Annotated in this window: 23 protein-coding genes; 15 read left to right on the top strand and 8 right to left on the bottom strand. The window is 67.4% G+C overall.

The window, feature by feature from the left end:
- Positions 1-83: 83 nt before the first annotated feature.
- Entirely contained in the window at positions 84-350 is a 267-nt protein-coding gene (locus CFB50_RS04940) for a DUF2164 domain-containing protein (RefSeq protein ID WP_047850576.1), read from the top strand.
- A 46-nt stretch (positions 351-396) separates the two neighbouring features.
- Here the strand turns inward: CFB50_RS04940 and CFB50_RS04935 are convergent, their stop codons facing one another.
- The 3 genes from CFB50_RS04935 to CFB50_RS04925 form a co-directional block, all read right to left on the bottom strand.
- Positions 397-1,707: a replication-associated recombination protein A gene (locus CFB50_RS04935; protein WP_089445121.1), complete on the bottom strand. Its 1,311-nt coding sequence runs from the start codon at positions 1,705-1,707 to the stop codon at positions 397-399.
- Between the two features lie 207 nt (positions 1,708-1,914).
- A complete protein-coding gene (gene lolA, locus CFB50_RS04930; RefSeq protein WP_089445120.1) occupies positions 1,915-2,604 on the bottom strand; it encodes an outer membrane lipoprotein chaperone LolA in 690 nt (229 codons plus the stop codon).
- A gap of 46 nt (positions 2,605-2,650) precedes the next feature.
- A complete protein-coding gene (locus CFB50_RS04925; RefSeq protein WP_069247376.1) occupies positions 2,651-4,960 on the bottom strand; it encodes a DNA translocase FtsK in 2,310 nt (769 codons plus the stop codon).
- Positions 4,961-5,391: 431 nt separating this feature from the next.
- On the opposite strand from CFB50_RS04925, the gene trxB reads away from it, so the two are divergent.
- From trxB to CFB50_RS04910, 3 genes are all read left to right on the top strand, one after another.
- Entirely contained in the window at positions 5,392-6,354 is a 963-nt protein-coding gene (trxB, locus tag CFB50_RS04920) for a thioredoxin-disulfide reductase (protein WP_089445119.1), read from the top strand.
- A 137-nt stretch (positions 6,355-6,491) separates the two neighbouring features.
- The gene (locus CFB50_RS04915; RefSeq protein WP_089445118.1) at positions 6,492-7,271 is read left to right on the top strand and encodes a Smr/MutS family protein; all 780 of its coding nucleotides are present in this window, start codon (positions 6,492-6,494) and stop codon (positions 7,269-7,271) included.
- The gene (locus CFB50_RS04910) at positions 7,258-7,881 is read left to right on the top strand and encodes a trimeric intracellular cation channel family protein (protein ID WP_027788121.1); all 624 of its coding nucleotides are present in this window, start codon (positions 7,258-7,260) and stop codon (positions 7,879-7,881) included. Before CFB50_RS04915 ends, CFB50_RS04910 begins: the two co-directional genes overlap by 14 nt.
- Positions 7,882-7,967: 86 nt before the next feature.
- Here CFB50_RS04910 and CFB50_RS04905 read toward each other — a convergent pair whose 3' ends face one another.
- The 4 genes from CFB50_RS04905 to CFB50_RS04890 form a co-directional block, all read right to left on the bottom strand.
- Positions 7,968-9,086, bottom strand: coding sequence for an ABC transporter ATP-binding protein (locus CFB50_RS04905; protein ID WP_089445117.1), 1,119 nt, complete (start codon positions 9,084-9,086; stop codon positions 7,968-7,970).
- Between the two features lie 112 nt (positions 9,087-9,198).
- Positions 9,199-10,056, bottom strand: coding sequence for a carbohydrate ABC transporter permease (locus CFB50_RS04900; RefSeq protein WP_011544828.1), 858 nt, complete (start codon positions 10,054-10,056; stop codon positions 9,199-9,201).
- Complete coding sequence (locus CFB50_RS04895) at positions 10,046-10,984, bottom strand: carbohydrate ABC transporter permease (RefSeq protein ID WP_042977917.1); 939 nt, start codon at positions 10,982-10,984, stop codon at positions 10,046-10,048. Before CFB50_RS04895 ends, CFB50_RS04900 begins: the two co-directional genes overlap by 11 nt.
- Positions 10,985-11,122: 138 nt before the next feature.
- Complete coding sequence (locus tag CFB50_RS04890; RefSeq protein ID WP_069247370.1) at positions 11,123-12,370, bottom strand: ABC transporter substrate-binding protein; 1,248 nt, start codon at positions 12,368-12,370, stop codon at positions 11,123-11,125.
- Between the two features lie 430 nt (positions 12,371-12,800).
- On the opposite strand from CFB50_RS04890, the gene zwf reads away from it, so the two are divergent.
- The 3 genes from zwf (at position 12,801) to CFB50_RS04875 (ending at position 16,945) form a co-directional block, all read left to right on the top strand.
- Positions 12,801-14,270 (top strand): glucose-6-phosphate dehydrogenase, encoded by a 1,470-nt coding sequence (gene zwf, locus CFB50_RS04885; protein WP_089445116.1) that lies wholly within the window; start codon positions 12,801-12,803, stop codon positions 14,268-14,270.
- An 88-nt stretch (positions 14,271-14,358) separates the two neighbouring features.
- A complete protein-coding gene (gene pgl / locus CFB50_RS04880) occupies positions 14,359-15,039 on the top strand; it encodes a 6-phosphogluconolactonase (protein WP_089445115.1) in 681 nt (226 codons plus the stop codon).
- Complete coding sequence (locus CFB50_RS04875; protein ID WP_089439434.1) at positions 15,017-16,945, top strand: bifunctional transcriptional regulator/glucokinase; 1,929 nt, start codon at positions 15,017-15,019, stop codon at positions 16,943-16,945. The genes pgl and CFB50_RS04875 overlap by 23 nt, the downstream gene beginning before the upstream one ends.
- 96 nt (positions 16,946-17,041) lie before the next feature.
- Here the strand turns inward: CFB50_RS04875 and CFB50_RS04870 are convergent, their stop codons facing one another.
- Positions 17,042-18,259: a Bcr/CflA family multidrug efflux MFS transporter gene (locus tag CFB50_RS04870; protein WP_089445114.1), complete on the bottom strand. Its 1,218-nt coding sequence runs from the start codon at positions 18,257-18,259 to the stop codon at positions 17,042-17,044.
- Positions 18,260-18,507: 248 nt separating this feature from the next.
- Here CFB50_RS04870 and CFB50_RS04860 point away from each other — a divergent pair, with 248 nt between their 5' ends.
- The 8 genes from CFB50_RS04860 (at position 18,508) to nusB (ending at position 25,412) form a co-directional block, all read left to right on the top strand.
- Positions 18,508-18,972: a hypothetical protein gene (locus tag CFB50_RS04860; protein ID WP_089445113.1), complete on the top strand. Its 465-nt coding sequence runs from the start codon at positions 18,508-18,510 to the stop codon at positions 18,970-18,972.
- Positions 18,973-19,148: 176 nt separating this feature from the next.
- Entirely contained in the window at positions 19,149-20,432 is a 1,284-nt protein-coding gene (gene hemL / locus CFB50_RS04855) for a glutamate-1-semialdehyde 2,1-aminomutase (RefSeq protein WP_089445112.1), read from the top strand.
- Between the two features lie 15 nt (positions 20,433-20,447).
- A complete protein-coding gene (gene ribD / locus CFB50_RS04850) occupies positions 20,448-21,569 on the top strand; it encodes a bifunctional diaminohydroxyphosphoribosylaminopyrimidine deaminase/5-amino-6-(5-phosphoribosylamino)uracil reductase RibD (RefSeq protein ID WP_089445111.1) in 1,122 nt (373 codons plus the stop codon).
- A 14-nt stretch (positions 21,570-21,583) separates the two neighbouring features.
- Positions 21,584-22,213, top strand: coding sequence for a riboflavin synthase (locus CFB50_RS04845; protein WP_089445110.1), 630 nt, complete (start codon positions 21,584-21,586; stop codon positions 22,211-22,213).
- Between the two features lie 345 nt (positions 22,214-22,558).
- Positions 22,559-23,077 (top strand): DUF1993 domain-containing protein, encoded by a 519-nt coding sequence (locus CFB50_RS04840; RefSeq protein ID WP_069247362.1) that lies wholly within the window; start codon positions 22,559-22,561, stop codon positions 23,075-23,077.
- 186 nt (positions 23,078-23,263) lie between these two features.
- Entirely contained in the window at positions 23,264-24,406 is a 1,143-nt protein-coding gene (ribBA, locus tag CFB50_RS04835) for a bifunctional 3,4-dihydroxy-2-butanone-4-phosphate synthase/GTP cyclohydrolase II (RefSeq protein WP_089445109.1), read from the top strand.
- 53 nt (positions 24,407-24,459) lie between these two features.
- Positions 24,460-24,978 carry a 6,7-dimethyl-8-ribityllumazine synthase gene (ribH, locus tag CFB50_RS04830; protein ID WP_011351235.1) on the top strand — a complete coding sequence of 173 codons (519 nt, stop codon included), beginning with the start codon at positions 24,460-24,462 and terminating at the stop codon, positions 24,976-24,978.
- On the top strand, positions 24,975-25,412 hold the full coding sequence (gene nusB, locus CFB50_RS04825; RefSeq protein ID WP_021157083.1) for a transcription antitermination factor NusB: 438 nt from the start codon (positions 24,975-24,977) through the stop codon (positions 25,410-25,412). The genes ribH and nusB overlap by 4 nt, the downstream gene beginning before the upstream one ends.
- Positions 25,413-25,415 lie beyond the last annotated feature (3 nt).

The following is a 25,415-nucleotide window of genomic DNA, read 5'->3' as shown; positions in this document are numbered from 1 at the left end:
CGGATCGCGAAACACCCGGGCGTGCCCGCCGCAGCGCATCGAACGAGGCACGCGCCACCCGTCACAGCTACCCAAGGAAACCGATGGCCATCGAACTGGAGAAGGACGTACGCGACCGCGCGATCGCGTCGCTGCAACGCTATTTCACAGAAAACATGGATGAGCCGATCGGCAATATCCAGGCGGGTGCACTGCTGCACTTCTTCGTCGAGGAAATCGCACCGGCGATCTACAACCTCGCGATCGCCGATGCGCAGCAGAGCCTGCACGCCCGCGTCACCGAACTCGACATCGAGTGCCATCAGGAGCCGTTCGGCTACTGGAAGAAGCAGCCGGCCCGCAAGCGCTGACGCGTTCGTGGCGGCACCGGCGCGGACCGCGCCGGACGTTGCCCGGTCAGTCCTTCTTGCCGGCCTCGCGGTCGAGTTCGCGCAGCCACGCGAGCTTGTCGGCGATCTTCGATTCGAGCCCGCGCGGCACCGGCTTGTACCAGCGCGGCTCGCGCATGCCGTCCGGCAGGTACGTCTCGCCGGCCGCATACGCATTCGGCTCGTCGTGCGCGTAACGGTACGCATGACCGTAGCCGAGTTCCTTCATCAGCTTGGTCGGCGCGTTGCGCAGATGCACGGGCACCTCGCGCGACTTGTCCTGCTTCACGAACGCCATCGCCTGGTTGAACGCGTTGTAGCCCGCGTTGCTCTTCGCCGCGCACGCGAGATAGATCACCGCCTGCCCGAGCGCGAGCTCGCCTTCCGGCGAGCCGAGCCGCTCGTAGGTTTCGGCCGCGTCGTTCGCCATCTGCAGCGCGCGCGGATCGGCGAGGCCGATGTCTTCCCACGCCATCCGCACGATCCGCCGTGCGAGATACTTCGGATCCGCACCGCCGTCGATCATCCGGCAGAACCAGTACAACGCGCCGTCCGGGCTCGAGCCGCGCACCGACTTGTGCAGCGCCGAGATCTGGTCGTAGAAGTTGTCGCCGCCCTTGTCGAAGCGCCGTGCGTTCAGCGTCATCGCGCTGCTGACGAATTCGGCATCGATCGTCGCGGTGCCGGCCGACGTGGCCGCCGTCTGCGCCTGCTCGAGCAGGTTCAGGAAGCGCCGCGCGTCGCCGTCCGCATAGCCGACCAGCGTATCGATCGCCTTGTCGTCGAACGACAGGCCGTCGAGTGCGATTTCCTGCGCGCGCTTCAGCAACTGGCGCATCTCGTCGTCGTCCAGCGACTTCAGCACGTACACCTGCGCACGCGACAGCAACGCCGAGTTGACCTCGAAGCTCGGGTTCTCGGTCGTCGCGCCGATGAAGGTCACGAGCCCCGACTCGACGAACGGCAGCAACGCGTCCTGCTGCCCCTTGTTGAAGCGGTGGATCTCGTCGACGAACAGGATCGTGTGGCGGCCGGTGCGGTTCAGCGTGTCCTTCGCCTGCTCCATCGACTCGCGGATGTCCTTCACGCCACCGAGCACCGCGGACAGCGCAATGAACTCGCAGTCGAACGCGAGCGCGGTGAGCCGTGCGAGCGTCGTCTTGCCGACGCCGGGCGGCCCCCACAGGATCATCGAATGCGGCTTGCCCGATTCGAACGCGAGCCGCAGCGGCTTGCCTTCGCCCAGCAAATGCGTCTGGCCGATCACCTCGGCGAGCGTCTTCGGCCGCAGCGCCTCGGCGAGCGGGCGGCGCGGCTCGACTTGAAACAGGTCGGACATGAACCCTCGCTCCACATCAAACAATGGCGGCCGAACCGGCCGCCGGACCCGACATTATGACAGCCGCGCGAAAGCACCGCCGCGCCCAGTGCCCAGTGCCCAGGGCCCAGGGCCCAGTGCCCGGCGCCTGGTGCCCGGCGCCCAGAAACAACAAGGGCCTGCCGTCGCCGGCAGGCCCGTCGGTGAAACAGCAGCGCGCGGCGCCGGTCAGCCGGTAATCACGTCGGCGCCCTTCGGCACGACGAACTTGAACGTATCGCCCTTCAGCGGCGGATTCGTCTGGATGTTCGTAAACGTCAGCAGCGTGACGTTACCGAACACGTCGTGCAGCTCCATCGCGGCGAGCGTGCCGTTCTTGAAGCCGATGCCGATCCGCTGGAACTGCGTGTCCTGCGCCTTCGGCAACATCTCGAGCCACTCGATGCCGCCCTTCTCGCCGGCATCGCGCAGCGTGTAATTCTTCTCGAGATCGTTGCTGCCGAACAGGATCGCGGCGGGGCTCGCGCCCAGCGCGCCGTTCAGCTTGCGCTCGGTGACCTGGTTCAGGTCGCGGTCGTACACGTAGAGCTTCTCGCCGTCGGCCTGCAGCACCTGCTGGTACGGCTTCTGGTACGTCCAGATGAACTTGCCGGGGCGTGCGAACACGAACGTGCCGCTCGAATTGTCGGTGGGCTTCGGCGCGGCCTGCGCGGCGCTCGCGCCCTTCGACGGTGCCTTGACGATCTGCTGCGTGAAGTCGCCCTTCGCCGAACGCACCTGCGACACGAACGCCTTCAGTTGCTCGGTGCCGCCCGCGAACGCGTGCGTCGCCGCGAGCATCAGCGAGGCGCCGGCGAGCGCCACGCCGAGCCAGCGCCGCGTCGAACGAAGGGACATTGCGAACGAATGTTGCTGCATATTGCGGTTTTCTCCCTGGGTGGCCGGCGCTGCGAGCGCCGCGGACTCATTCCGCGTCGCGCGCCGGCACAAGAATTTCGCGGTTGCCGCTCGACGACATCGCCGACACGAGCCCCGACTGCTCCATCTGCTCGAGCAGCCGCGCCGCGCGGTTGTAGCCGATCCGCAGGTGACGCTGCACGAGCGAGATCGATGCGCGGCGGTTCTTGATGACGATCTCGACCGCCTGGTCGTACAGCGGATCAGACTCGCCGCCGCCTTCACCGGTTCCCGCGCCGGCCGAGCCCTCGTCGCCGTCGGCGGTGCCGCCTTCGAGCAGGCCCTCGACGTAGTTCGGCTCGCCCTGCTCCTTGAGCTTCTCGACGACGCGATGCACTTCGTCGTCGGCGACGAACGCGCCGTGCACGCGCACGGGCAGCCCCGAACCGGGCGGCAAGTACAGCATGTCGCCCATCCCGAGCAGCGATTCGGCGCCCATCTGGTCGAGAATCGTGCGCGAGTCGATCTTCGACGACACCTGGAACGCGATCCGCGTCGGCACGTTCGCCTTGATCAGCCCGGTGATCACGTCGACCGACGGGCGCTGCGTCGCGAGGATCAGGTGGATGCCGGCCGCACGCGCCTTCTGCGCGATCCGTGCAATCAGTTCCTCGACCTTCTTGCCGACGACCATCATCAGGTCGGCCAGCTCGTCGATCACCACGACGATGTTCGGCAGGCGGCCGAGCGGCTCCGGATCTTCCGGCGTCAGGCTGAACGGATTCGGCAGCTTCTCCTCGCGCTTCGCGGCCTCGTCGATCTTGTTGTTGTAGCCCGCGAGGTTGCGCACGCCGAGCTTGCTCATCAGCTTGTAGCGGCGCTCCATCTCCGCCACCGTCCAGTTCAGCGCGTGGCCGGCCTGGCGCATGTCGGTGACGACCGGGCACAGCAGGTGCGGAATGCCTTCGTAGACGCTCATTTCGAGCATCTTCGGATCGATCAGGATCAGGCGAACCTGGTCAGCCGTCGCCTTGTACAGCAGCGACAGGATCATCGCGTTGATCCCGACCGACTTGCCCGAGCCGGTCGTGCCGGCCACCAGCAGGTGAGGCATCTTCGCGAGATCCGCGCACACCGGCTTGCCGCCGATGTCCTTGCCGAGGCTCAGCGTCAGCGCCGACGACGCGGCCGCGTACACCTCGGAACCGATGATCTCGGACAGGTGCACCGTCTGGCGGCGCTGGTTCGGCAGCTCGAGCGCCATGTAGTTCTTGCCGGGAATCGTCTCGACCACACGGATCGACACGAGCGACAGCGAGCGCGCGAGATCCTTCGCGAGGTTGACGATCTGGCTGCCCTTCACGCCGGTGGCCGGCTCGATCTCGTAGCGCGTGACGACCGGGCCCGGATACGCGGCGACGACGCTCGCCTCGACGCCGAAGTCCTTCAGCTTCTTCTCGATCAGGCGCGACGTGAATTCGAGCGTGTCGGCGGAAATCGCTTCCTGCGTCTTCGGCGCCGGATCGAGCAGCGATACCGCCGGCAGCGTCGAATCGCCCGGCAGGTCGGTGAACAACGGCACCTGGCGCTCGCGCTCGACGCGCTCGGACTTCGCCGGCGTGACGACCGGCGGCACGATCGTCACGGGCTCGTGATCCTCGATGCGCACCCGCTCCTCTTCGACCTTGCCTTCGCGGCGCACGGCCGCGGCTTCGCCGAGCTTGCGGTCGCGCTCGGCCTCGCGGCGCAGCTTCGCGACGTTGACGGCGGACAGGATGGCGCCGCCGACACGCTCGGCGACGGACAGCCACGAGAAACGGAAATACAGCGACAGGCCGATCGCGAGCGCGATCAGCAGCAGCAGCGTGCCGCCCGTGAAGCCGAACGCATGCGACATCGCACCCGCGACGGCCTCGCCGACGACGCCGCCCGGCGCGCGCGGCAACTGCACCTTCAGCGACCACATGCGCAGCGCCTCGATGCCGTCGCACGCCAGCACGACGAGCACGAACGCCAGGATTTCGGTGAGCCAGCCGATCGGCCGCTCGGGTTCGTCCGAGACCGCCTCGTGGCGCGTGATGCGGCGATAGTTGACGGCGATGCGCCGCGCGAGCGGCACGATCAGCCAGTAGGCCGACAGGCCGAACAGCAGCAGGATGATGTCGGCCGTCCAGGCGCCGACGCGGCCGGCCCAGTTCGAGATGTGGTCCACCTGGGCGGCGTGCGTCCAGCTCGGATCGCGCCGGCTGTAGCTCAGCAGGGCCATCACCAGAAAGGCGCAGAGCGCGACCTGGAGAATCCAGCGGATCTCCGTGAGGAGCTTCGACATCCGGTGCGGCAACGCCTGTGCCTGGGCGGAATAAGGAGCTTTTGCCATGAATCCGTATAAAGAGGACGGGCCGTGCGCCCGCCTGTCGTTCGATCCCGCTTATTGTAAACGCTGCACCGGGCCGCCAAGTGTAAATGACGGTTACATAACAGGGCCGGGGTCCGGACGGCCCCGCGGACGCGCTTCGCAGCGGCCCTTTCGCCCTGGTTCGGCCGGCCCCGTCGGGGCACCGCCACTACGCTCCCCCGAACCGGCGCCAGGCCCGGCCACACACGTGCGCCAGGTGCCCCGCCCATCCCGCGTGCGCGGCCGTTGCGCTGCCCGACACTATCGCCCCGATTGAAACTCTCGTTCGGCAACGCAGCAACGGGGCCTTTATAATGCGCGTCTGATACCCATCTATGACGGCATCCCGGTCAACCCGGATCGTACGGCGAGCCCTACCCCGCCCGCCGCGGCCGCCTTTTACGGATTCGCACATGTCCACGCCCAAACACGCCAAAGTCCTGATTCTCGGTTCCGGCCCCGCCGGCTACACGGCTGCCGTCTACGCGGCACGCGCCAACCTGTCCCCGGTGCTGATCACCGGCATCGCGCAGGGCGGCCAGCTGATGACCACGACCGATGTCGAAAACTGGCCGGCAGACGCGAAAGGCGTGCAGGGTCCGGAGCTGATGGCGCGCTTCCTCGAGCACGCCGAGCGCTTCAACACCGAAATCGTGTTCGACCACATCCACACCGCGAAGCTGCACGAGCAGCCGATCCGCCTGATCGGCGACTCGGGCGAATACACGTGCGACTCGCTGATCATCGCGACCGGCGCGTCCGCGCAGTATCTCGGCCTGCCGTCCGAAGAAGCGTTCATGGGCAAGGGCGTGTCGGCCTGCGCGACCTGCGACGGCTTCTTCTATCGCGGCCAGGAAATCGCGGTGATCGGCGGCGGCAACACGGCCGTCGAGGAAGCGCTCTACCTGACGGGCATCGCGAAGAAGGTCACGGTGATCCACCGCCGCGACAAGTTCCGCGCGGAGCCGATCCTGATCGACCGCCTGCTGGAGAAGGAAAAGGAAGGCGCGGTCGTGATCAAGTGGGATCACGTGCTCGACGAAGTGACCGGCGAGGATTCGGGCGTCACCGGCCTGCGCATCAAGAACGTGAAGACCGGCGCGACGGAAGACCTCAATGTGCAGGGCGTGTTCGTCGCGATCGGCCACAAGCCGAACACTGACCTGTTCCAGGGCCAGCTCGAGATGAAGGACGGCTACATCCTGACGAAGAGCGGCCTGCACGGCAACGCGACGTCGACGAGCGTCGCGGGCGTGTTCGCCGCGGGCGACGTGCAGGACAACGTGTACCGCCAGGCGATCACCAGCGCCGGCACGGGCTGCATGGCCGCGCTCGACGCGCAGCGCTACCTCGAAAGCCTGCACGACAAGAAGTAAGCCGCGAGACCTGTCGCGCCGGGCGCTACAATGGCGTCCGCTGCCGCGAAGCGGGTCTGGCCGGACAAGCCGCTGCCGCCGTACAGCGGCTTTTTTTTGCCCGCGCGCCCGAACGCGCCTGCCCTGCGTACCGAATCATGGCGAAGAACCAGCCCCATCCGAGCGATCCCGCGAAGCGGCAGATCGCCGCCCGTCCCGCGAACCCCGCGCCCGTTGCATCGGCGCCCGCACCCGATCCCGCCGCGTTGCGCGGCCAGGGGCTCGCGGGCCTCGGCGCGCTGCGCAAGTCGCTGCAAGGCGAAGCCGATCGTCGCGAACGCGAGCGCGTCGAAACGGCCAAGGCCGAGCGCAAAGCGGAAGCCGACGCGAACCTGTTCCGCAACGAGATCGGCGCGATCCGTCCGCTGAACGCGCCGCCGCGTGCGTCGGCCGGGCGCACACCGCCCGACCCGGTGCCGAAGCAGACGCAGCGCGACGAGGAAGCCGTGCTGAACGCGACGTTGTCCGACGAATTCGATCCCGAGACATTGCTCGACAGCGACGACTCGCTGTACTACCACCGCCCCGGCATCAGCCGCGACGTCGTGCGCAAGCTGCGCAGCGGCGCGTGGATCGTGCAGGCGCAGATCGACCTGCACGGGATGCGGCGCGACGAGGCGCGCGACGCGCTCGCCGAGTTCATCCGCGAAGCCGGTAAAAAGGGGCTGCGCTGCCTGCGCGTGATCCACGGCAAGGGGCTCGGCTCGATCGGCAAGGAACCCGTGCTGAAAGGCAAGGTGCGCGCGTGGCTCGTGCAGAAGGAAGAAGTGATCGCGTTCTGCGAGGCGCGCGGCAACGACGGCGGCGCGGGCGCGGTGCTGGTGCTGCTGCAGCCGTTCGCGGCACCCGGCGACCGGGGGCCGCGTGCCGCATCCTAGGCTGACGCTCGCGATCGCGGTACTGGAGGCGATCGCCACGCTGGCCTTTGCGATCTCGGGCTTCATCGAGGCGCGCAAGAACCGCCTCGACTCGGTCGGTACGTTCGTCGTCGCGCTCGCCACCGCGTTCGGCGGCGGCACGCTGCGCGACATCCTGCTCGAGCGCCGGCCGTTCTATTGGGTCGTGCACGACGACTACGTGATCGCGATCTTCGTGCTCGCGCTGTTCGCGCCGTTCGTGCTGCGAATGTTGTCGCGGCTGTCGGCCGAGCGATTGCTGCTCGTCGCCGATGCGATCGGGCTCGGGATCTTCAGCATCTCGGGCACGGCGATCGCGCTCGATGCCGAGATGCCGCGCTTCATCGCGGTGATGATGGGCGTGATCACGGGCGTAGTCGGCGGGATCATCCGCGACGTGCTGTGCAACGACATCCCGCTGATCCTGCGCGATTCGCGGCCGTATGCGACCTGCGCGTTCGTCGGCTGCTGGTTCTACCTGCTGCTCGTGTGGCTGCAGTTCGACTCGGTGTACAGCGTGCTGCTCGCGACCGGCTTCATCCTCGTCGCGCGGCTCGCAACGTTCAAGTTCGACGTAAGGCTGCCGCACTGAGCGCCGCTGCGGCATCAACCGCCGCGCCAGAACAAAAGGGCCGTCCAAAGACGGCCCTTTTTTCTTCGTTCAGCGCTCGCGCGACGTTACGCGATCCGCTCTTCCGACGCCGGATCGAACAGCACCGCCTTCGACACGTCGAACAGCAGCGACAGCGTCTGGTCGGGCTGCGGGTTCGCGGCCGGATGCACGCGGCTCACGATGCGCTTGCCGTTCACCTGCGCGAACACGTGGGTATCCGGCCCGGTCGGCTCGGTCACGTCGACGCGCACGTCGAACGGTTGCAGATGCGACGCGTCGCCGTTGTGCGCGTGGCGCACGTCGGTGATGCGCTCCGGCCGCAGGCCGAGGATCACCTCGCGGCCGACGTGCGACTTCAGCTTCGCCGCATCGAACGGCAGGTTCAGCGTGCCGCGCTTGACGCCCGTGTCGACTTCAAGCGCGATCCCGCTGCCCTGCTCGACCAGCTTGCCGTTGATGAAGTTCATCGGCGGCGCGCCGATGAAGCCCGCGACGAACAGGTTCGACGGCGAATCGTAGATCTCCTGCGGCGCGCCGAACTGCTGGACCACGCCGTCCTTCATCACCGCGATCCGGTCGCCGAGCGTCATCGCCTCGATCTGGTCGTGCGTCACGTAGACGATCGTCGTGCCGAGGCGCTGGTGCAGCAGCTTGATTTCCGCGCGCATCTCGATGCGCAGCTTCGCGTCGAGGTTCGACAGCGGCTCGTCGAACAGGAACAGCGACGGATCGCGCGCGAGCGCCCGGCCCATCGCGACACGCTGGCGTTGGCCGCCCGACAGCTGGCCCGGCTTGCGGTCGAGCAGGTGCTGGATCTGCAGCATCTGCGACACGCGGTCGACGATCTGCTGCTGCTCGCTCTTCGGCACCTTGCGGATGTTCAGGCCGAACGAGATGTTCTCGCGCACCGTCATCGACGGATACAGCGCGTACGACTGGAACACCATCGCGATGTCGCGATCCTTCGGCGACAGGTCGTTGACGACCTTGCCGTCGATGCAGATCTCGCCGCTCGTCACGGTCTCGAGCCCGGCGATCATGTTGAGCAGCGTCGACTTCCCGCAGCCCGACCCGCCGACCAGGATCAGGAACTGTCCGTCCTCGATCTCGATGTCGACACCCTTCAGGACCGGCACCCCGTTCGGGTAGGTCTTGTACACGTCACGGATGGAAAGGCTTGCCATGCTGTGAATCCTCTGTCTCGTCTCGCGCGGCGCACTCCGGCGCCGCGTCGGGTTCGTTTCGATGCGCCGCGCGCGAGGCGCGGCCGGTTCGTCGTATCGGATGAAGCCGCGCTTACCCCTTCACCGCGCCCGCCGTCAGCCCGCGCACGAAGTAGCGGCCGGCGACGATGTAGACGAGCAGCGTCGGCAGCGCGGCGATGATCGCGCCGGCCATGTCGACGTTGTATTCCTTCACGCCCGTCGACGTGTTGACGAGGTTGTTCAGCGCAACCGTGATCGGCATCGAATCGACGCCGGAGAACACGATCCCGAACAGGAAGTCGTTCCAGATCTGCGTGAATTGCCAGATCAGGCACACCATGAAGATCGGCAGCGACACCGGCAGCAGGATCTTCGTGAAGATCGTGAAGAAGCCCGCACCGTCGATGCGCGCGGCCTTCACGAGCTCGGCCGGCACGCTCACGTAGAAGTTGCGGAAGAACATCGTCGTGAACGCGATCCCGTACACGACGTGCACGAACACGAGGCCCGGAATCGTGTTGGCGAGGCCGAGCATCCCCTGCAGGCGCGCCATCGGCAGCAGGATCACCTGGAACGGGATGAAGCAGCCGACCAGCATCATCGTGAACAGCGCGTCGGCGCCACGAAAGCGCCAGTGCGTGAGCACGTAGCCGTTGAACGCGCCGATCAGCGACGAGATCAGCACGGCCGGGATCACCATCTGCAGCGAGTTCAGGAAGAACGGCTTCATGCCGTCGCAGCGCACGCCGGTGCACGCCCCGCTCCAGGCCTTCACCCACGGGTCGACGGTCCACGTGGTGGGCGGCGTCAGCAGGTTGCCGGTGCGCAGCTGGTCGAGATCCTTGAACGACGTCGACAGCATCACGTAGATCGGAAACAGGAAATACAGCGCGAACAGGATCAGTGCCGCATAGATCACTGCCCGGCTGATCGTCATCTTAGGCTGCATTGCGGGTGCTCCTCGATTCCATATACATCAGCGGCACCAGCACCGCGACCACGGTCGCGAGCATCATCACCGAGGACGCCGCGCCGAGCCCGAGCTGGCCGCGGTTGAACGAAAACGTGTACATGAACATGGCCGGCAGCGACGACGAGGTGCCCGGGCCGCCTGCCGTCAGCGCGACGACGAGGTCGAAGGTCTTGATCGTGATGTGGCAGAGGATCAGCAGCACCGAGAAGAACACCGGGCGCATGCTCGGGATCACGATCTTGCGATAGATGGTCGGCAGCGTCGCGCCGTCCACCTGCGCGGCCTTGAAGATCTCCGCGTCGACACCGCGCAGCCCCGCGAGGAACAGCGCCATCACGAAGCCGGTCGATTGCCACACGGCCGCGATCACCACGCAGAAGATCGCCTTGTCCGGATCGTCGAGCCAGCCGAACGAAAAGCTCGTCCAGCCCCAGTCGTGCATCACCTTCTCGAGGCCGAGGCCCGGGTTCAGGATCCACTGCCAGGCGGTACCGGTGACGATGAACGACAGCGCCATCGGGTACAGGAAGATCGCGCGCAGCGCGCCTTCGTTGCGGATCCGCTGGTCGAGCAGGATCGCGAGGAACAGGCCGAGCCCGACGCAGATCGCGATGAACGGAATCCCGAACCAGCCGAGGTTCGCGGCGGAGGTCCACCACACGTCGTTCTGGAACAGGTCCGTGTAACGGCCGAAGCCGTCGAATTCGTAGTTGGGCAACAGCCGCGAGCGGGTCAGCGACAGATAGCCGGTAATCAGGATGAAGCCGTAGATGAACACCACGGCGATCGCGACGCTCGGCGCGAGCACGAGCTTCGGGATCCAGCGATCGGCGAAGGCCGACATCGGCGACGTACGCCGTGCGGCGGCAGCGCCGGATCCGTTTCCGCTAAGAGGGGCAGCCACTTGATTCGACTCCTGGAACGAGGGCGACGCAGGCCGGGCCGGCGCCGGGTACGGCACGGGCCCGCGGGCGAGCCCGTTTGCTGCACATGCAAAAACGCCCGGCCGACGAAGCGTATCCGGCCGGGCGCCTGGCGCGCGTTACTTGACCTTCGCGGCCTTCGCGAGCGCAGCGACCGCGCTCTTCGAATCCTGCTGCGAGTTCATGAACTTCGTCACGACGTCCGTGATCGCGCCGGCGGTCGCGTCGCTTTGCGCCATGCCGTGCGCGAGCGACGGCACGAAGCCGCCCGACTTGATCGCGGTCTGCTCGTCGGCATACGACTTCTTCGCGCAATCGTCGAACTTGTCCATCTTCACGCCGAGACGCACCGGCACCGAGCCCTTCAGCAGGCTGAACTGCTCCTGGAAGTCCGGCGTCATGATCGTCTTCGCGAGTGCGAGCTGGCCCGGCGTCGCGTTCTTCTCGCCCTTCTGCTGGAAGAACACGAACGAGTCGACGTTGAACGTGTACGAATTCGCGGTGCCCGGCACCGGCGCGCAGACGTAGTCCTTGCCCGCCTTCTTGCCGGCGTTCTCGAACTCGCCCTTCGCCCAGTCGCCCATGAACTGCATGCCGGCCTTGCCGTTGATGACCATTGCGGTCGCGAGGTTCCAGTCGCGGCCGTTACGGCCGGTATCGAAGTAGCCCTGGATCTTGCGCACCGTGTCGAACACGGACAGCATCTGCGGCGAGGTCAGCGTCGCCTGGTCGAGGTCGACCAGCGCCTTCTTGTAGAACGCCGGGCCCTGCGACAGCACGACGTCTTCCCACAGCGTCAGATCCTGCCACGGCTGGCCGCCCATCGCGACCGGCTGGATGCCCGCGGCCTTCAGCTTGTCGGCCACCGCGAAGAATTCAGGCCAGGTGGTCGGCACCTTCGCGCCGACCTTGTCGAGCGCGGCCTTGTTGATGTACAGCCAGTTCACGCGGTGCACCGAGAACGGCGCCGCGACGGTGTGGCCCTTGTACTTGATGATCTTGTCGATTTCCGGCGGCAGGTTCTGCTTCCAGTCGCCGGCAGCGGAATCGATGTTGACGAGCACGCCCTGGTCGGCCCAGTCCTGGATCAGCGGGCCCTTGATCTGCGCGGCCGACGGTGAGTCGCCGCTGATCACCTTGGTCTTCAGCGCGGTCATCGCCGCGGCGCCGGCGCCGCCCGCGACCGCGAAGTCCTTCCACACGTAGCCCTGCTTCTGCACGTCGTCCTTCAGCACGCCGACGGCCTTCGACTCGCCACCCGAGGTCCACCAGTGCAGCACCGTCACATTCTCGGCTGCCTGCGCCGCCACGGCACCAGCCATCAGACCTGCGGCGCAGAGCGCACCCATGATCGAGCGAACTTTCATTACTTATCTCCTCCAGACTGAATCAACTCGTGAGGTTCCCCGACAGGGAACCGGCTTCTTGATAACGACGGGGAAATCGAGCCGCGGGACGCATGCAGCGTACGGGCCGATGACCGGCCGGGCTCTTACAGAAAGCGTGAATCGAGATTCAACGGCGTGTCTCCTCTTTGTGTTTCTGGCCCGCCGCAATGATGCGGCGCGAGCCCGGGGCCGACGTCGCGCGGACGATGCGCGCCGTCAATGTCCGATAACATTCGGCACAAGGCGTTCCCGAAGGCGAAGCTCGCGCAGTTCATCGACCGCACTTCTTTTTTTCTTCACCCAGGTGCTACCCCTTGCGGCGGATTGTAGTTAAACTACAATTCAGTGTCAAAAATATTTTTATCGCACTACGGATCGCTTCCGGGCACCCCCAACACGGCGGAGACACATGCATACCGATTCCAGCTTTACCTTCGTACTTTTCGGCGGCACCGGCGATTTGTCGATGCGCAAGATCCTGCCCGCGCTGTTCGAAGCGCACCGCGCGAACATGCTGGCGGAGAGCGGCCGGATCGTTGCCGTGGCGCGTCATGAATCGGATCGGGCGTCCTATCTCGAATGGGTCGACACGCACGTGAAACCGCACGCGGCCAAGGCCGCCGGCAAGGCGTTCGACGAAGCTGCGTGGAAGTCCTTCCTCGATCGCATCGAGTACGTGCACCTCGATCTCGGCCGCGCGGAAGACTACGGCGTGCTGCGCGATGCCGTGGCATCGCTGCCCGGTATCCGCGTGTTCTATCTGGCGACGGGCCCGTCGCTGTTCGTGCCGATCTGCAAGGCGCTCGCGTCGGTCGGCCTGAGCGAAGGCTCGCGCATCGTGCTCGAAAAGCCGCTCGGCTACGACCTGAAGTCGTCGAATGCGATCAACGACGCGGTCGGCGAGATCTTCGCGGAAGGCCAGATCTACCGGATCGACCACTACCTCGGCAAGGAGCCGGTACAGAACCTGCTCGCGCTGCGCTTCGGCAATGCGCTGTTCGAGCCGCTGTGGCGCCGCGAATGGGTCGAGAGCATCCAGATCACGATCGCCGAGGAGCTCGGCGTCGAGGCGCGCGGCGATTTCTATGACAATACGGGCGCGCTGCGCGACATGGTGCAGAACCACCTGCTGCAGCTGCTGTCGATCGTCGCGATGGAGCCGCCGCATTCGATGGATTCGGATTCGGTGCGCGACGAGAAGCTGCGCGTGCTGCGCGCGCTGAAGCCGGTCGATCCGCGCGACATCGGCAAGGTGGCCGTGCGCGGCCAGTATCATGCGGGCGTGATCAAGGGCGTGCAGGTGCCGGCCTACGCGACCGAGCCGGGCGTGAAGCCCGACAGCCAGACCGAAACCTTCGTCGCGCTGAAGGTCGAGATCGAGAACTGGCGCTGGGCCGGCGTGCCGTTCTTCCTGCGCACCGGCAAGCGGCTTGCCGATCGCGTCGCGGAGATCGTCGTCAATTTCCGCCCGGTGCCGCATTCGGCGCTCGGGCCCACTGCGCTGCGCCCCGGCGCGAACCGCCTCGTGATCCGGCTGCAGCCGAACGAGACGATCCGCCTGTACTGCCTCGCGAAGCAACCGGGCGAAGGGATGAACCTCGCGAGCGTGCACCTCGACCTCGCGTTCGACCAGTTCTTCAAGGAAGGGCAGATGGAGGCGTACCAGCGCCTGCTGCTCGACGTGATCAACGGCCGTCTCGCCCTGTTCGTGCGCCGCGACGAACAGGAAGCCGCCTGGCGCTGGGTCGAGCCGATCCTGAACGAATGGGCGCGCACGCTGAAGCCGCCGAAGCCGTATGCGGCGGGCACGTGGGGGCCGGCCGCGGCGAGCGCGATGCTCGCGCAGCACGACACCTGCTGGCTCGAAGAAGAGAACTGATGCAAACCGTTGCCGCGCACGCCACCGTACGCGGCAACGTGCCCCACGATTCGTACGATTTGAACAGACAAAGCAGTCCGGAGGAGATGTGATCGAGATTCACGCTTTCGACACCCAGGAAGCGCAAAGCGAAGCGCTCGCGCGCGCCGTCGGCGATGCGCTGCGCGCCGCGCTCGCCGGCCCCGCGCGCCCGACGCTCGCGGTGTCCGGCGGCACGAGCCCGCGCCCGTTCCTGCAAACGCTGTCGCACGCGGCGCTCGACTGGGCCGGCGTCGACGTGACGCTGGTCGACGACCGCTGGGTGCCGGAGGACGATGCAGCCAGCAACGCGCACCTCGTGCGCGACACGCTGCTGCAGCATGCAGCCGCCCCTGCCCGCTTCCTGCCGCTCGTCGACACGCGCACCACGCTCGACGCGCACGTCGCCGCGCTGAACGCGAACGCCGACTACCGCGTGCCGAGCGTCGCGGTGCTCGGCATGGGCGAGGACGGCCACACCGCGTCGATCTTCGCCGATGCGCCCGAATGGGATCACGCGATCACGACGCCCGAGCGTTTCGTCGCCGTGCATCCCGGCGCCGCGCCGCATGCGCGCGTGAGCTTCTCGCTCGATGCGCTCAAGCGCGTCGACCGGCTGTTCCTGCTGATCGCGGGCGAACGCAAACGCGCGGTGCTCGACGCCGCGGCCGCATCGCTGCAGAAGAACGCGATTTCCCAACTGGCCAACGACAAGGGGACCCAGCTCGATGTCTACTGGTGCGCAAAGTAAGGCGGTCGTCGCGGGTCAGCATGCCGACGGCCCGCGCCTGCTCGCGGACGTCGGCGGCACCAACGCGCGCTTCGCGCTGGAAACCGGCCCGGGCGAGATCACGCAGATTCGCGTCTATCCCGGCGCCGACTATCCGACGATCACCGACGCGATCCGCAAGTATCTGAAGGATGTGAAGATCAGCCGCGTGAATCACGCGGCGATCGCGATCGCGAACCCGGTCGACGGCGACCAGGTCACGATGACCAACCACGACTGGAGCTTCTCGATCGAGGCGACGCGCCGCGCGCTCGGCTTCGACACGCTGCTCGTCGTCAACGACTTCACCGCGCTCGCGATGGCGCTGCCGGGGCTGACCGATGCGCAACGCGTGCAGGTCGGCGGCGGCGCGCGCCGCCAGAACAGCGTGATCGGGCTGCTCGGGCCCGGCACGGGGCTCGGCGTGTCGGGGCTGATTCCGGCGGACGACCGCTGGATCGCGCTCGGCAGCGAAGGCGGTCACGCATCGTTCGCGCCGCAGGACGAGCGCGAGGATCTGGTGCTGCAGTACGCGCGCAAGAAGTTTCCGCACGTGTCGTTCGAACGCGTGTGCGCGGGCCCCGGCATGGAGATCATCTATCGCGCGCTCGCCGCGCGCGACAAGAAGCGCGTGGCCGCGACCGTCGACACGGTCGAGATCGTCGAGCGCGCCCATGCGGGCGACGCACTCGCGCTCGAGACGGTCGAATGCTTTTGCGGGATTCTCGGCGCGTTCGCGGGCAGCGTCGCGCTGACGCTCGGCGCGCTCGGTGGCGTGTACATCGGCGGCGGCGTCGCGCTGAAGCTCGGCGAACTGTTCACGCGCTCGTCGTTCCGCGCGCGCTTCGAGGCGAAGGGCCGCTTCACGCACTACCTCGAGAACATCCCGACCTACCTGATCACCGCCGAATATCCGGCGTTCCTCGGCGTATCGGCGATCCTCGCGGAGCAGCTGTCGAACCGCTCGGGTGGTGCATCGTCGGCCGTGTTCGAGCGGATCCGCCAGATGCGTGACGCACTGACGCCGGCCGAGCGCCGCGTCGCCGATCTCGCATTGAACCATCCGCGCTCGATCATCAACGATCCGATCGTCGACATCGCGCGCAAGGCCGACGTGAGCCAGCCGACGGTGATCCGCTTCTGCCGCTCGCTCGGCTGCCAGGGGCTGTCCGACTTCAAGCTGAAGCTCGCCACCGGCCTCACCGGCACGATCCCGATGAGCCACAGCCAGGTGCATCTCGGCGACACGGCCACCGACTTCGGCGCGAAGGTGCTCGACAACACGGTGTCCGCGATCCTGCAGTTGCGCGAGCACCTGAATTTCGAGCACGTCGAGAACGCAATCGAGATCCTGAACGGCGCGCGGCGCATCGAGTTCTACGGGCTCGGCAACTCGAACATCGTCGCGCAGGACGCGCATTACAAGTTCTTCCGCTTCGGGATCCCGACGATCGCGTACGGCGACCTGTACATGCAGGCCGCGTCGGCCGCGCTGCTCGGCAAGGGCGACGTGATCGTCGCGGTATCGAAGTCGGGGCGCGCGCCCGAGCTGCTGCGCGTGCTCGACGTCGCAATGCAGGCCGGCGCGAAGGTGATCGCGATCACGTCGAGCAACACGCCGCTCGCGAAGCGCGCGACCGTCGCGCTCGAAACCGACCACATCGAGATGCGCGAGTCGCAACTGTCGATGATCTCGCGGATCCTGCATCTGCTGATGATCGACATCCTCGCGGTCGGCGTCGCGATCCGCCGTGCGTCGACGAACGGCGAACTGCCCGAGGCCGTCGCTCAGGCGAGGGCGCGCGCGAGCGACGACGAAACGGCCGACGTGCTCGACTGGCTGAGCCACGGTGCGTCGCCGGCGGCGAAGGACGTCGCGCGGGATTGACGCGGCGCGGCGGCAGCCGCTTCCCGCGTTCGAAACAAAAACGCCACCGGCGCAGCGCGCGCGGTGGCGTTTTTCATGCTGCCGTCAGGCCGCGGTTCAGGCGCCCGCCTTGACGGGCCGCCCGTGCCAGCGCAGCACGAGGCAGCGGCCGGCGAAACACAGCACGCCCGAAATGCCGATCGTCACGCCCATCGCGAACGGCGTGCCGTCCGCGAGTGCGCCGATCGCGACGCTCGCGAGCGCACCGAGCGCCAGCTGCATCGCGCCGAACACGGCCGCCGACGCGCCCGCGTTGTGCGGATAGCGATGCATGAGGTCGGTCGTGCAGTTCGCGGACAGGATCCCGACCACGCCGACGACGAAGAACAGGCACACGACGATCGACCACAGCCCGCCCCACCCCGTCAGCGCGACGAGCGCGACCGCGAGCGACGCGATGCAGCTCACGAGCGACGCGGCCGCGATGATGCGCAGCGAGCCGAGGCGGCCGACGAGCCGCGTGTTCGCGAAGTTGCCGATCATGATGCCGACCACGTTCAGACCGAACAGCAGCCCGTAGTGCTGCGGCGACACGTGGAAATACTCGATGTACACGAACGGCGTGGCGGTGATGTACGAGAACATCGACGCGAACGCCATCCCGCCGCACAGCATGTGCCCCCAGGCGACGGGATCGGACAGGATGCGCCCGTACGACGCGAACGACGCGAGCACGGCCGCGCTCTTGCGCCGCTCCTTCGGCCAGGTTTCGGGCACGCGCAGGTACGCGGTCGCCGCGCATACCGCGCCGAATACGGCCAGCACGACGAACACCCCGCGCCAACCGGAGAAGCGCAGGATCTGCCCGCCGATCAGCGGCGCGAGCAACGGCCCGACCGCGGTGACGATCGCCACCATCGACAGCACCTTCGCCGCGTCGGTCGGCTCGTGCGCGTCGCGCGCGATCGCACGCGACAGCACCGACGCCGCGCCGGCGCCGAGCGCCTGCAGGAAGCGCACGAGGATCAGCATGTCGATCGACGTCGACACGAAGCAGCCGATGCTCGCGAGCGTGAACAGCGCGATGCCGCCGAGCAGCACGGGGCGTCGGCCCCACGTGTCGGACAGCGGGCCGTACAGCAGCATGCCGATCGAGAAGCCGGCCATGAAGCTCGTCAGCGTGCGCTGCGCGGCGCCGGGGCTGACGGAGAAGCCGGCGGCGATCGACGGCAGGCTCGGCAGGTACATGTCGGTAGCGATCGGCCCGCAGGCGGCGAGCGCGCCGAGCAACAGGATCAGCCGGGCGTCGGGCCGGCGTCGGATGACGTGAGACATGGGTATCCGGAATGGAGCCCGCGCGCATCGGGGCGCACGTGGCGGTGAAGACGGGAGGCCGCGCCGCGAACGGTGCGCCCAGGCCCATGATTGTACGCGCAACTTTTTTACGTGCTGGCGGTGTAAGTGTGCAGCGGGCCGAAAAGTACCGCCGTGGCGCCCGCCACGCGGGATCGCACGCGGGAATTCGATTAAGCTTGCAGCGCCTCACCTCTCTTGTCTGACCAATTCGACGCCCGACCGAACCGATGACCGCTTTCCTGTTGATCTGGAGCCCCAAGAAATGGCCGTGGCCCGAACTGCCCGACGTCGCCGCGCGCGTGAAGGCCGGCGAGGCCGTGCATGACGTGTGGGGCTGCGGCTTCGCGCGCGGCATCCTGCCGGGCGACCGCGTGTTCCTGCATCGCGTCGCGAAGGAGCCCAAGGGCGTGTTCGGCTCCGGCTACGTGACGCGCGCGCCGTACGAGGTGCCCGATCCGTCGACGAAGCGCGGCTACCGGCTGTGCATCGACTTCGTGTACGACTGGCTGGTCGACGCGCACCAGGACGTCGTGATCCCGCGCGACGCGCTGCGCGTCCATCCGTACTCGGTGCAGACCTGGGATGCGCAGAGCTCCGGCACGGTGATCAAGCCGATGGTCGAAGGCCCGCTCGAGAAGCGCTGGGCCGAGCTGACCGGCAAGCGCAAGCCGCCCCCGTTGCCGAACCGATAACGGGGCGGAATCACCTCCTCTTGCTTCCCGGCCCGCGCGATCCCTCGCGCGCCGATACGCCGCAGACCGCGCCGCGGGCTCGCCGCGCGCGTCTCCGGTACAATCGGACGATCGTTCCGCCCAGGCGCCGCGGCCCGTGCACAGGCCCCCGCGCCCTTCTCTCGCAGGTTTCGCTCATGTCCAACAATCAGATCCTCTTCGAACGCGCCCAGAAGACCATTCCCGGCGGCGTCAACTCGCCGGTGCGCGCATTCCGTTCGGTCGGCGGCACGCCGCGCTTCGTCGCACGCGCGCAAGGCCCGTATTTCTGGGATGCCGACGGCAAGCAGTACATCGACTACATCGGCTCGTGGGGCCCGATGATCGTCGGCCACGTCCATCCGGACGTGCTGTCGGCCGTGCAGAACGTGCTCGCCGACGGCTTCTCGTTCGGCGCGCCGACCGAAGCCGAGATCGAGATCGCCGAGGAAATCTGCAAGCTCGTGCCGTCGATCGAGCAGGTGCGGATGGTGTCGAGCGGCACCGAGGCCACGATGAGCGCGCTGCGTCTCGCGCGCGGCTTCACGGGCCGCAGCCGCATCGTCAAGTTCGAGGGCTGCTACCACGGCCACGCGGACAGCCTGCTCGTGAAGGCCGGCTCGGGCCTGCTGACGTTCGGCAACCCGACGTCGGCCGGCGTGCCCGCCGACATCGCGAAGCATACGACCGTCCTCGAATACAACAACGTCGCCGCGCTCGAAGAAGCGTTCGGCGCGTTCGGCGACGAGATCGCCGCCGTGATCGTCGAACCGGTCGCGGGCAACATGAACCTCGTGCGCGGCACGCCCGAATTCCTGAACGCGCTGCGCGCACTGTGCACGAAGCACGGCGCCGTGCTGATCTTCGACGAAGTGATGTGCGGGTTCCGCGTCGCGCTCGGCGGCGCGCAGGCTTACTACGGAATCACGGCCGACCTCACTTGCCTCGGCAAGGTGATCGGCGGCGGGATGCCGGCTGCCGCGTTCGGCGGCCGCCGCGACATCATGGCCCACCTCGCGCCGCTCGGCGGCGTCTACCAGGCCGGCACGCTGTCGGGCAACCCGATCGCGGTCGCCGCGGGCCTGAAGACGCTGCAGCTGATCCAGGCGCCCGGCTTCTACGACGCGCTGACCGCGCAGACGAAGCGGCTCGCCGACGGCCTCGCGGCCGAAGCGCGTGCGGCCGGCGTGCCGTTCGCGGCCGACTCGATCGGCGCGATGTTCGGCCTCTACTTCGCCGAACGCGTGCCGATCAGCTTCGCCGAAGTGACGAAGAGCGACACCGAGCGCTTCAACCGCTTCTTCCACCTGATGCTCGACGAAGGCGTGTACTTCGCGCCGTCCGCGTACGAGGCCGGGTTCGTGTCGAGCACGCACGACGACGCGGTGATCGACGCGACGCTCGCGGCCGCGCGCCGCGCATTCGCGGCACTCGCTGCCTGACCCGGGGCCGCGCGCATGTTCTCGGATATCGATTTCGCCCACATGCAGCGCGCGCTCGCGCTCGCCGCGCGCGGCATGTATACGACGGCACCGAACCCGCGTGTCGGCTGCGTGATCGTCAAGAACGGTGACGTGATCGGCGAAGGCTTCACGCAGCCGGCCGGCCAGGATCACGCCGAAGTGCAGGCGCTGAAGGACGCGCGTGCGCGCGGCTATGACGTCGCCGGTTCGACCGTCTACGTGACGCTCGAGCCGTGCAGCCACTTTGGCCGCACGCCGCCGTGCGCGAACGCGCTGATTGAAGCGCGCGTCGCGAAGGTGGTCGCCGCGATGGAAGACCCAAACCCGCAGGTATCGGGGCGCGGCCTCGGCATGCTGCGCGACGCGGGCATCGACGTGCGCTGCGGGCTGCTCGCGCACGAAGCCGGCGAACTGAACATCGGCTTCGTGTCGCGCATGACGCGCGGCCGCCCGTGGGTGCGGATGAAGACCGCCGCGTCGCTCGACGGCCGCACCGCGCTGCCGTCCGGCGAAAGCCAGTGGATCACCGGCGAGGCCGCGCGCCTCGACGGGCATGCATGGCGTGCGCGCGCCTGCGCGATCCTCACCGGCATCGGCACCGTGCGTGAAGACAACCCGCAGCTGACCGTGCGCGGCATCGACACACCGCGCCAGCCGCAACGCATCTTGGTGGACAGCCGCCTCGACCTGCCGCTCGACGCGCGGCTGCTAGAAGGCGCGCCGCTGCTGATCTTCTGCGGCCGGCTCGACGCCGCCGGCGAAGTGCGCGCGAACGTGCTGAAGTCCCGTGGCGCGGAAATCGTGCCGATCGCGAATGCGCAAGGCAAGGTCGACCTGCCCGCGATGCTGGCGGCGCTCGGCGCGCGCGGCGTCAACGAGCTGCACGTCGAGGCCGGCCACAAGCTGAACGGCTCGCTGCTGCGCGAGCAGTGCGTCGACGAACTGCTCGTCTACCTCGCGCCGAGCCTGCTGGGCGCCGATGCGGCCGGCATGTTCGACCTCGCCGCGCCGGCGAACCTCGACGCGCGTACGCGGCTGTCGTTCCACGGGTTCGAGCGGGTCGGCGACGATCTGCGGATCCTCGCGCGCTTCGCGCCGCCCGACACCCCTCACTGAACGGGATCGTCACGATGTTTACCGGCATTGTCGCGGCCGTCGGCCGTATCGAATCGATCCGGCCGCTCGGCGCATCGGCCGACGCGGGCGTGCGCCTCACCGTGCTGGCCGGCGGGCTCGACCTCACGGATGTGGCGCTGGGCGACAGCATCGCGATCCAGGGCGCGTGCATGACGGTGATCGAAAAGACCGATGCGTCGTTCGACGTCGACGTGTCGCGCGAAAGCCTGAACCGTACGGTCGGCCTCGCGTCACCCGGCGACGTGAACCTCGAAAAGGCATTGCGCGCGCACGACCGCCTCGGCGGGCACATCGTGTCGGGTCATGTGGACGGCCTCGGCACGGTGTCGCGCTTCGCGCCGGTCGGCGAGTCGCACGAGCTGCGCATCGTCGCGCCGCGCGAGCTCGGCCGCTATCTCGCGTACAAGGGATCGATCACGGTCAACGGCGTGAGCCTGACCGTCAACACGGTCGACGATCGCGCGGACGGTTGCGAGTTCTCGATCAACCTGATTCCGCATACGGTCGAGGTCACGACGCTGCGGCATGTGAAGGCCGGTGACAAGGTCAATCTCGAAGTCGACATGATCGCGCGATACGTGGAGCGGATGCTCTCGTCTTTGCAAGGCATGCATCAGGACTGATCGTCAGGTCCACCGACGGGCGGTTCGACCCGTCGTGGCCGGGGCGCCGCCACTACGCCACCTCGTTCGGTCGGCCGCCGGTCGAACTCGCCGCGCGACGCATTTCGTCCATCGCGTCGGGACGACGCGGGTTGCTCCCACCCCATTTCTCTCCTCGCCGCGCGGCGCCGGCCGAAGCCACGACGCCTGCGCTCGACGCTCGCCGGCACGCCCCGACAACTGGCCGAATGGCCAACGACGCGCACGGGTCATGCCGCCGCGCTAAGATGCGTCGACAGCGGTTCCGGCGCCGCAACGTACGGGCGGCCGCGTATTGGTCACCCTCTTCCTCAAGGAGTCGTCCCCATGTCCATTTCGATGTATCAGGCCTCGGTGCCTGTCCTGATCCGTGGCCTGACCAATCTTCAGCACATCCTCGGCAAGGCGCAGGCGCATGCGGCCGAGAAGCAGATCGATCCGTCGGTGTTCGTCGGCGCCCGCCTGTACCCGGACATGCTGCCGCTCGTCCGCCAGGTCTACATCGCGACCGACACGGCCAAGGGCTGTGCCGCGCGCCTCGCCGATGTCGAGATCCCCAGCTACCCGGACGTCGAGCAGACCTTCGACGAACTGCACGCCCGCATCCAGAAGACGATCGACTACCTGAAAAGCTTCGACGCCGCGCAGATCGACGGCAGCGAGGCGCGCCAGATCGTGCTGAAGATGCGTGTCGGCCCGATCGAGTTCACCGGCCAGTCGTACCTGCTGAACTTCGTGCTGCCCAATTTCTTCTTCCACGTGACGACCGCGTACGACATCCTGCGCCACAGCGGCGTCGAGCTCGGCAAGCTCGACTACCTGGGCGGGCGCGACCAGCACGCCTGACGCGCGGCCGGGCAGGCCCGCCACCGTCCGCATGCGCGTGCAGCCAATGCGCGGCGGCCCGCCAGGCCTGCCGCACAGGCCGGCCGCAGTGCTTTCCGGAGCACTCGCCGGCCGCGCGCGGCCCATGCCAGCCGAAACGTCGTCCGGCTGGCGTAAAATACGCACTTTCCTCTTTCACGCCCCCTTATGACGCTCGCCTCCACGCTCGACATCATCGCCGAGCTGAAAGCCGGCCGGATGGTGATCCTGGTCGACGAAGAAGACCGCGAAAACGAGGGCGACCTCGTGATCGCCGCCGAATTCGTCACACCGGAAGCGATCAACTTCATGGCCAAGTACGGCCGCGGCCTGGTTTGTCTGACTTTGACGCAGGAACGCTGCAAGCAACTGCACCTGCCGCTGATGACCTACCGCAACGGCACGCAGTACGGCACCGCCTTCACGGTCAGCATCGAAGCGGCCGAAGGCGTGACGACCGGCATCTCGGCCGCCGACCGTGCGCACACGATCGCCACGGCGGTCGCGCACGACGTGCGCCCCGAGCACATCGTGCAGCCGGGCCACGTGTTCCCGATCATGGCGCAGCCGGGTGGCGTACTCGTGCGCGCGGGCCATACCGAGGCCGGTTGCGACTTCACCGCGCTGGCGGGCCTCACGCCGGCCGCGGTGATCTGCGAGATCATCAAGGACGACGGCACGATGGCGCGCCTGCCCGACCTGATCGAGTTCGCGCAGGAACACAATCTGAAGATCGGCACGATCGCCGACCTGATCCAGTACCGCAGCCGCACCGAATCGATCATCGAGCGGATCGCCGAGCGTACGATGCAGACCGCGCACGGCACGTTCCGCGCGGTGCTGTACCGCGACCAGCCGAGCGGCTCGCCGCACATCGCGCTGGTGCGCGGCACGCCATCGCCCGACGTCGATACGCCGGTGCGCGTGCACGAGCCGCTGTCGGTGCTCGACCTGCTCGAGACGGGCGTGTCGACGCACTCGTGGACGCTCGACGCCGCGATGCGCGAGATCGCGGAGCGCGACCTCGGCGTAATCGTGCTGCTCAACTGCGGCGACACGAAGGAACACCTGATCGACGTCTTCAAGGCGTTCGACGAGGAAGAAAAGGCCGCTGCGCTCAAGCGCCGGCCGGTTGATTTCAAGACGTTCGGCATCGGCGCGCAGATCCTGCGCGATGTCGGCGTCGGCAAGATGCAGGTGCTGTCGAATCCGCGCAAGCTGGGCAGCATGTCCGGCTACGGCCTGGAAGTCACGGGCTTCATTCCGATGCCCGGCGCCGAAGCCAAGTCCTGCCCGGCGCCCCACGCGTAACCCGCCACGGCGCTTTCGCCCTATAACCGTTCATCCACACCACGGACAAGATCATGGAAATCGGACAATACCAACCGAATCTCGAAGGCGACGGCCTGCGTATCGGCATCGTGCAATCGCGCTTCAACGAGCCCGTGTGCAACGGCCTCGCCGACGCGTGCGTCGAGGAACTGGAACGCCTCGGCGTCACCGGCGAAGACGTGCTGCTCGTGTCGGTGCCCGGCGCGCTGGAAATCCCGCTCGCGCTGCAGAAGCTCGCGGAAAGCGGCCAGTTCGACGCGCTGATCGCACTCGGCGCGGTGATCCGCGGCGAGACCTACCACTTCGAACTCGTGTCGAACGAGAGCGGCGCGGGCATCACCCGCATCGGCCTCGACTTCAACCTGCCGATCGCGAACGCGGTCCTGACGACCGAAAACGACGAGCAGGCCGTCGCGCGCATGACCGAAAAGGGTCGTGACGCCGCACGCGTCGCCGTCGAGATGGCCAACCTGACGATGGCCCTCGACCAGCTCGGCGATGACGACGAGGACGAAGAGGAAGACGAAGACGACGAAGAGGAGCGCGCATGAAGAAGAGCGCCCGCCGACAATCGCGCGAGCTGGCGACGCAGGGGCTGTACCAGTGGCTGCTGTCGAACGCGTCCTCCGGTGAGATCGACGCGCAACTGCGCGGCGCGCTCGGTTACGACAAGGCCGACAAGGAGCTGCTCGACGCGATCCTGCACGGCGTGATCCGCGAGCACGCGACGCTCGTCGAAGCGCTGACGCCGTCGCTCGACCGCCCGATCGACCAGCTGTCACCGGTCGAACGCGCCGTGCTGCTGATCGCCACGTTCGAGCTCACGCACCACGTCGAAACGCCGTACCGCGTGATCATCAACGAAGCTGTCGAACTCGCGAAGACGTTCGGCGGCTCCGACGGCTACAAGTACGTCAACGGCGTGCTCGACAAGCTCGCCGCGAAGCTGCGCCCCGCCGAAACGCAGGCGCGCCGCAACGGCTGAATC

It is taken from the genome of Burkholderia sp. AU33423 (assembly GCF_002223135.1).
Lineage (GTDB): Bacteria > Pseudomonadota > Gammaproteobacteria > Burkholderiales > Burkholderiaceae > Burkholderia > Burkholderia lata_D.
This window is presented reverse-complemented; position numbering and strand designations above follow the sequence as displayed.

Excerpts from the sequence above, each read along its gene's own strand:
- CFB50_RS04935 (WP_089445121.1), bottom strand. The coding sequence starts at position 1,707 with ATGTCCGACCTGTTTCAAGTCGAGCCGCGCCGCCCGCTCGCCGAGGCG.
- ribBA (WP_089445109.1), top strand. The coding sequence starts at position 23,264 with ATGACGCTCGCCTCCACGCTCGACATCATCGCCGAGCTGAAAGCCGGC.
- CFB50_RS04860 (WP_089445113.1), top strand. The coding sequence starts at position 18,508 with ATGACCGCTTTCCTGTTGATCTGGAGCCCCAAGAAATGGCCGTGGCCC.
- CFB50_RS04890 (WP_069247370.1), bottom strand. The coding sequence starts at position 12,370 with ATGAAAGTTCGCTCGATCATGGGTGCGCTCTGCGCCGCAGGTCTGATG.
- ribH (WP_011351235.1), top strand. The coding sequence starts at position 24,460 with ATGGAAATCGGACAATACCAACCGAATCTCGAAGGCGACGGCCTGCGT.
- CFB50_RS04840 (WP_069247362.1), top strand. The coding sequence starts at position 22,559 with ATGTCCATTTCGATGTATCAGGCCTCGGTGCCTGTCCTGATCCGTGGC.
- nusB (WP_021157083.1), top strand. The coding sequence starts at position 24,975 with ATGAAGAAGAGCGCCCGCCGACAATCGCGCGAGCTGGCGACGCAGGGG.
- CFB50_RS04905 (WP_089445117.1), bottom strand. The coding sequence starts at position 9,086 with ATGGCAAGCCTTTCCATCCGTGACGTGTACAAGACCTACCCGAACGGG.
- CFB50_RS04900 (WP_011544828.1), bottom strand. The coding sequence starts at position 10,056 with ATGCAGCCTAAGATGACGATCAGCCGGGCAGTGATCTATGCGGCACTG.
- CFB50_RS04845 (WP_089445110.1), top strand. The coding sequence starts at position 21,584 with ATGTTTACCGGCATTGTCGCGGCCGTCGGCCGTATCGAATCGATCCGG.
- CFB50_RS04875 (WP_089439434.1), top strand. The coding sequence starts at position 15,017 with ATGTCTACTGGTGCGCAAAGTAAGGCGGTCGTCGCGGGTCAGCATGCC.
- lolA (WP_089445120.1), bottom strand. The coding sequence starts at position 2,604 with ATGCAGCAACATTCGTTCGCAATGTCCCTTCGTTCGACGCGGCGCTGG.
- ribD (WP_089445111.1), top strand. The coding sequence starts at position 20,448 with ATGTTCTCGGATATCGATTTCGCCCACATGCAGCGCGCGCTCGCGCTC.
- zwf (WP_089445116.1), top strand. The coding sequence starts at position 12,801 with ATGCATACCGATTCCAGCTTTACCTTCGTACTTTTCGGCGGCACCGGC.
- CFB50_RS04925 (WP_069247376.1), bottom strand. The coding sequence starts at position 4,960 with ATGGCAAAAGCTCCTTATTCCGCCCAGGCACAGGCGTTGCCGCACCGG.
- CFB50_RS04940 (WP_047850576.1), top strand. The coding sequence starts at position 84 with ATGGCCATCGAACTGGAGAAGGACGTACGCGACCGCGCGATCGCGTCG.
- CFB50_RS04915 (WP_089445118.1), top strand. The coding sequence starts at position 6,492 with ATGGCGAAGAACCAGCCCCATCCGAGCGATCCCGCGAAGCGGCAGATC.
- trxB (WP_089445119.1), top strand. The coding sequence starts at position 5,392 with ATGTCCACGCCCAAACACGCCAAAGTCCTGATTCTCGGTTCCGGCCCC.
- hemL (WP_089445112.1), top strand. The coding sequence starts at position 19,149 with ATGTCCAACAATCAGATCCTCTTCGAACGCGCCCAGAAGACCATTCCC.
- CFB50_RS04870 (WP_089445114.1), bottom strand. The coding sequence starts at position 18,259 with ATGTCTCACGTCATCCGACGCCGGCCCGACGCCCGGCTGATCCTGTTG.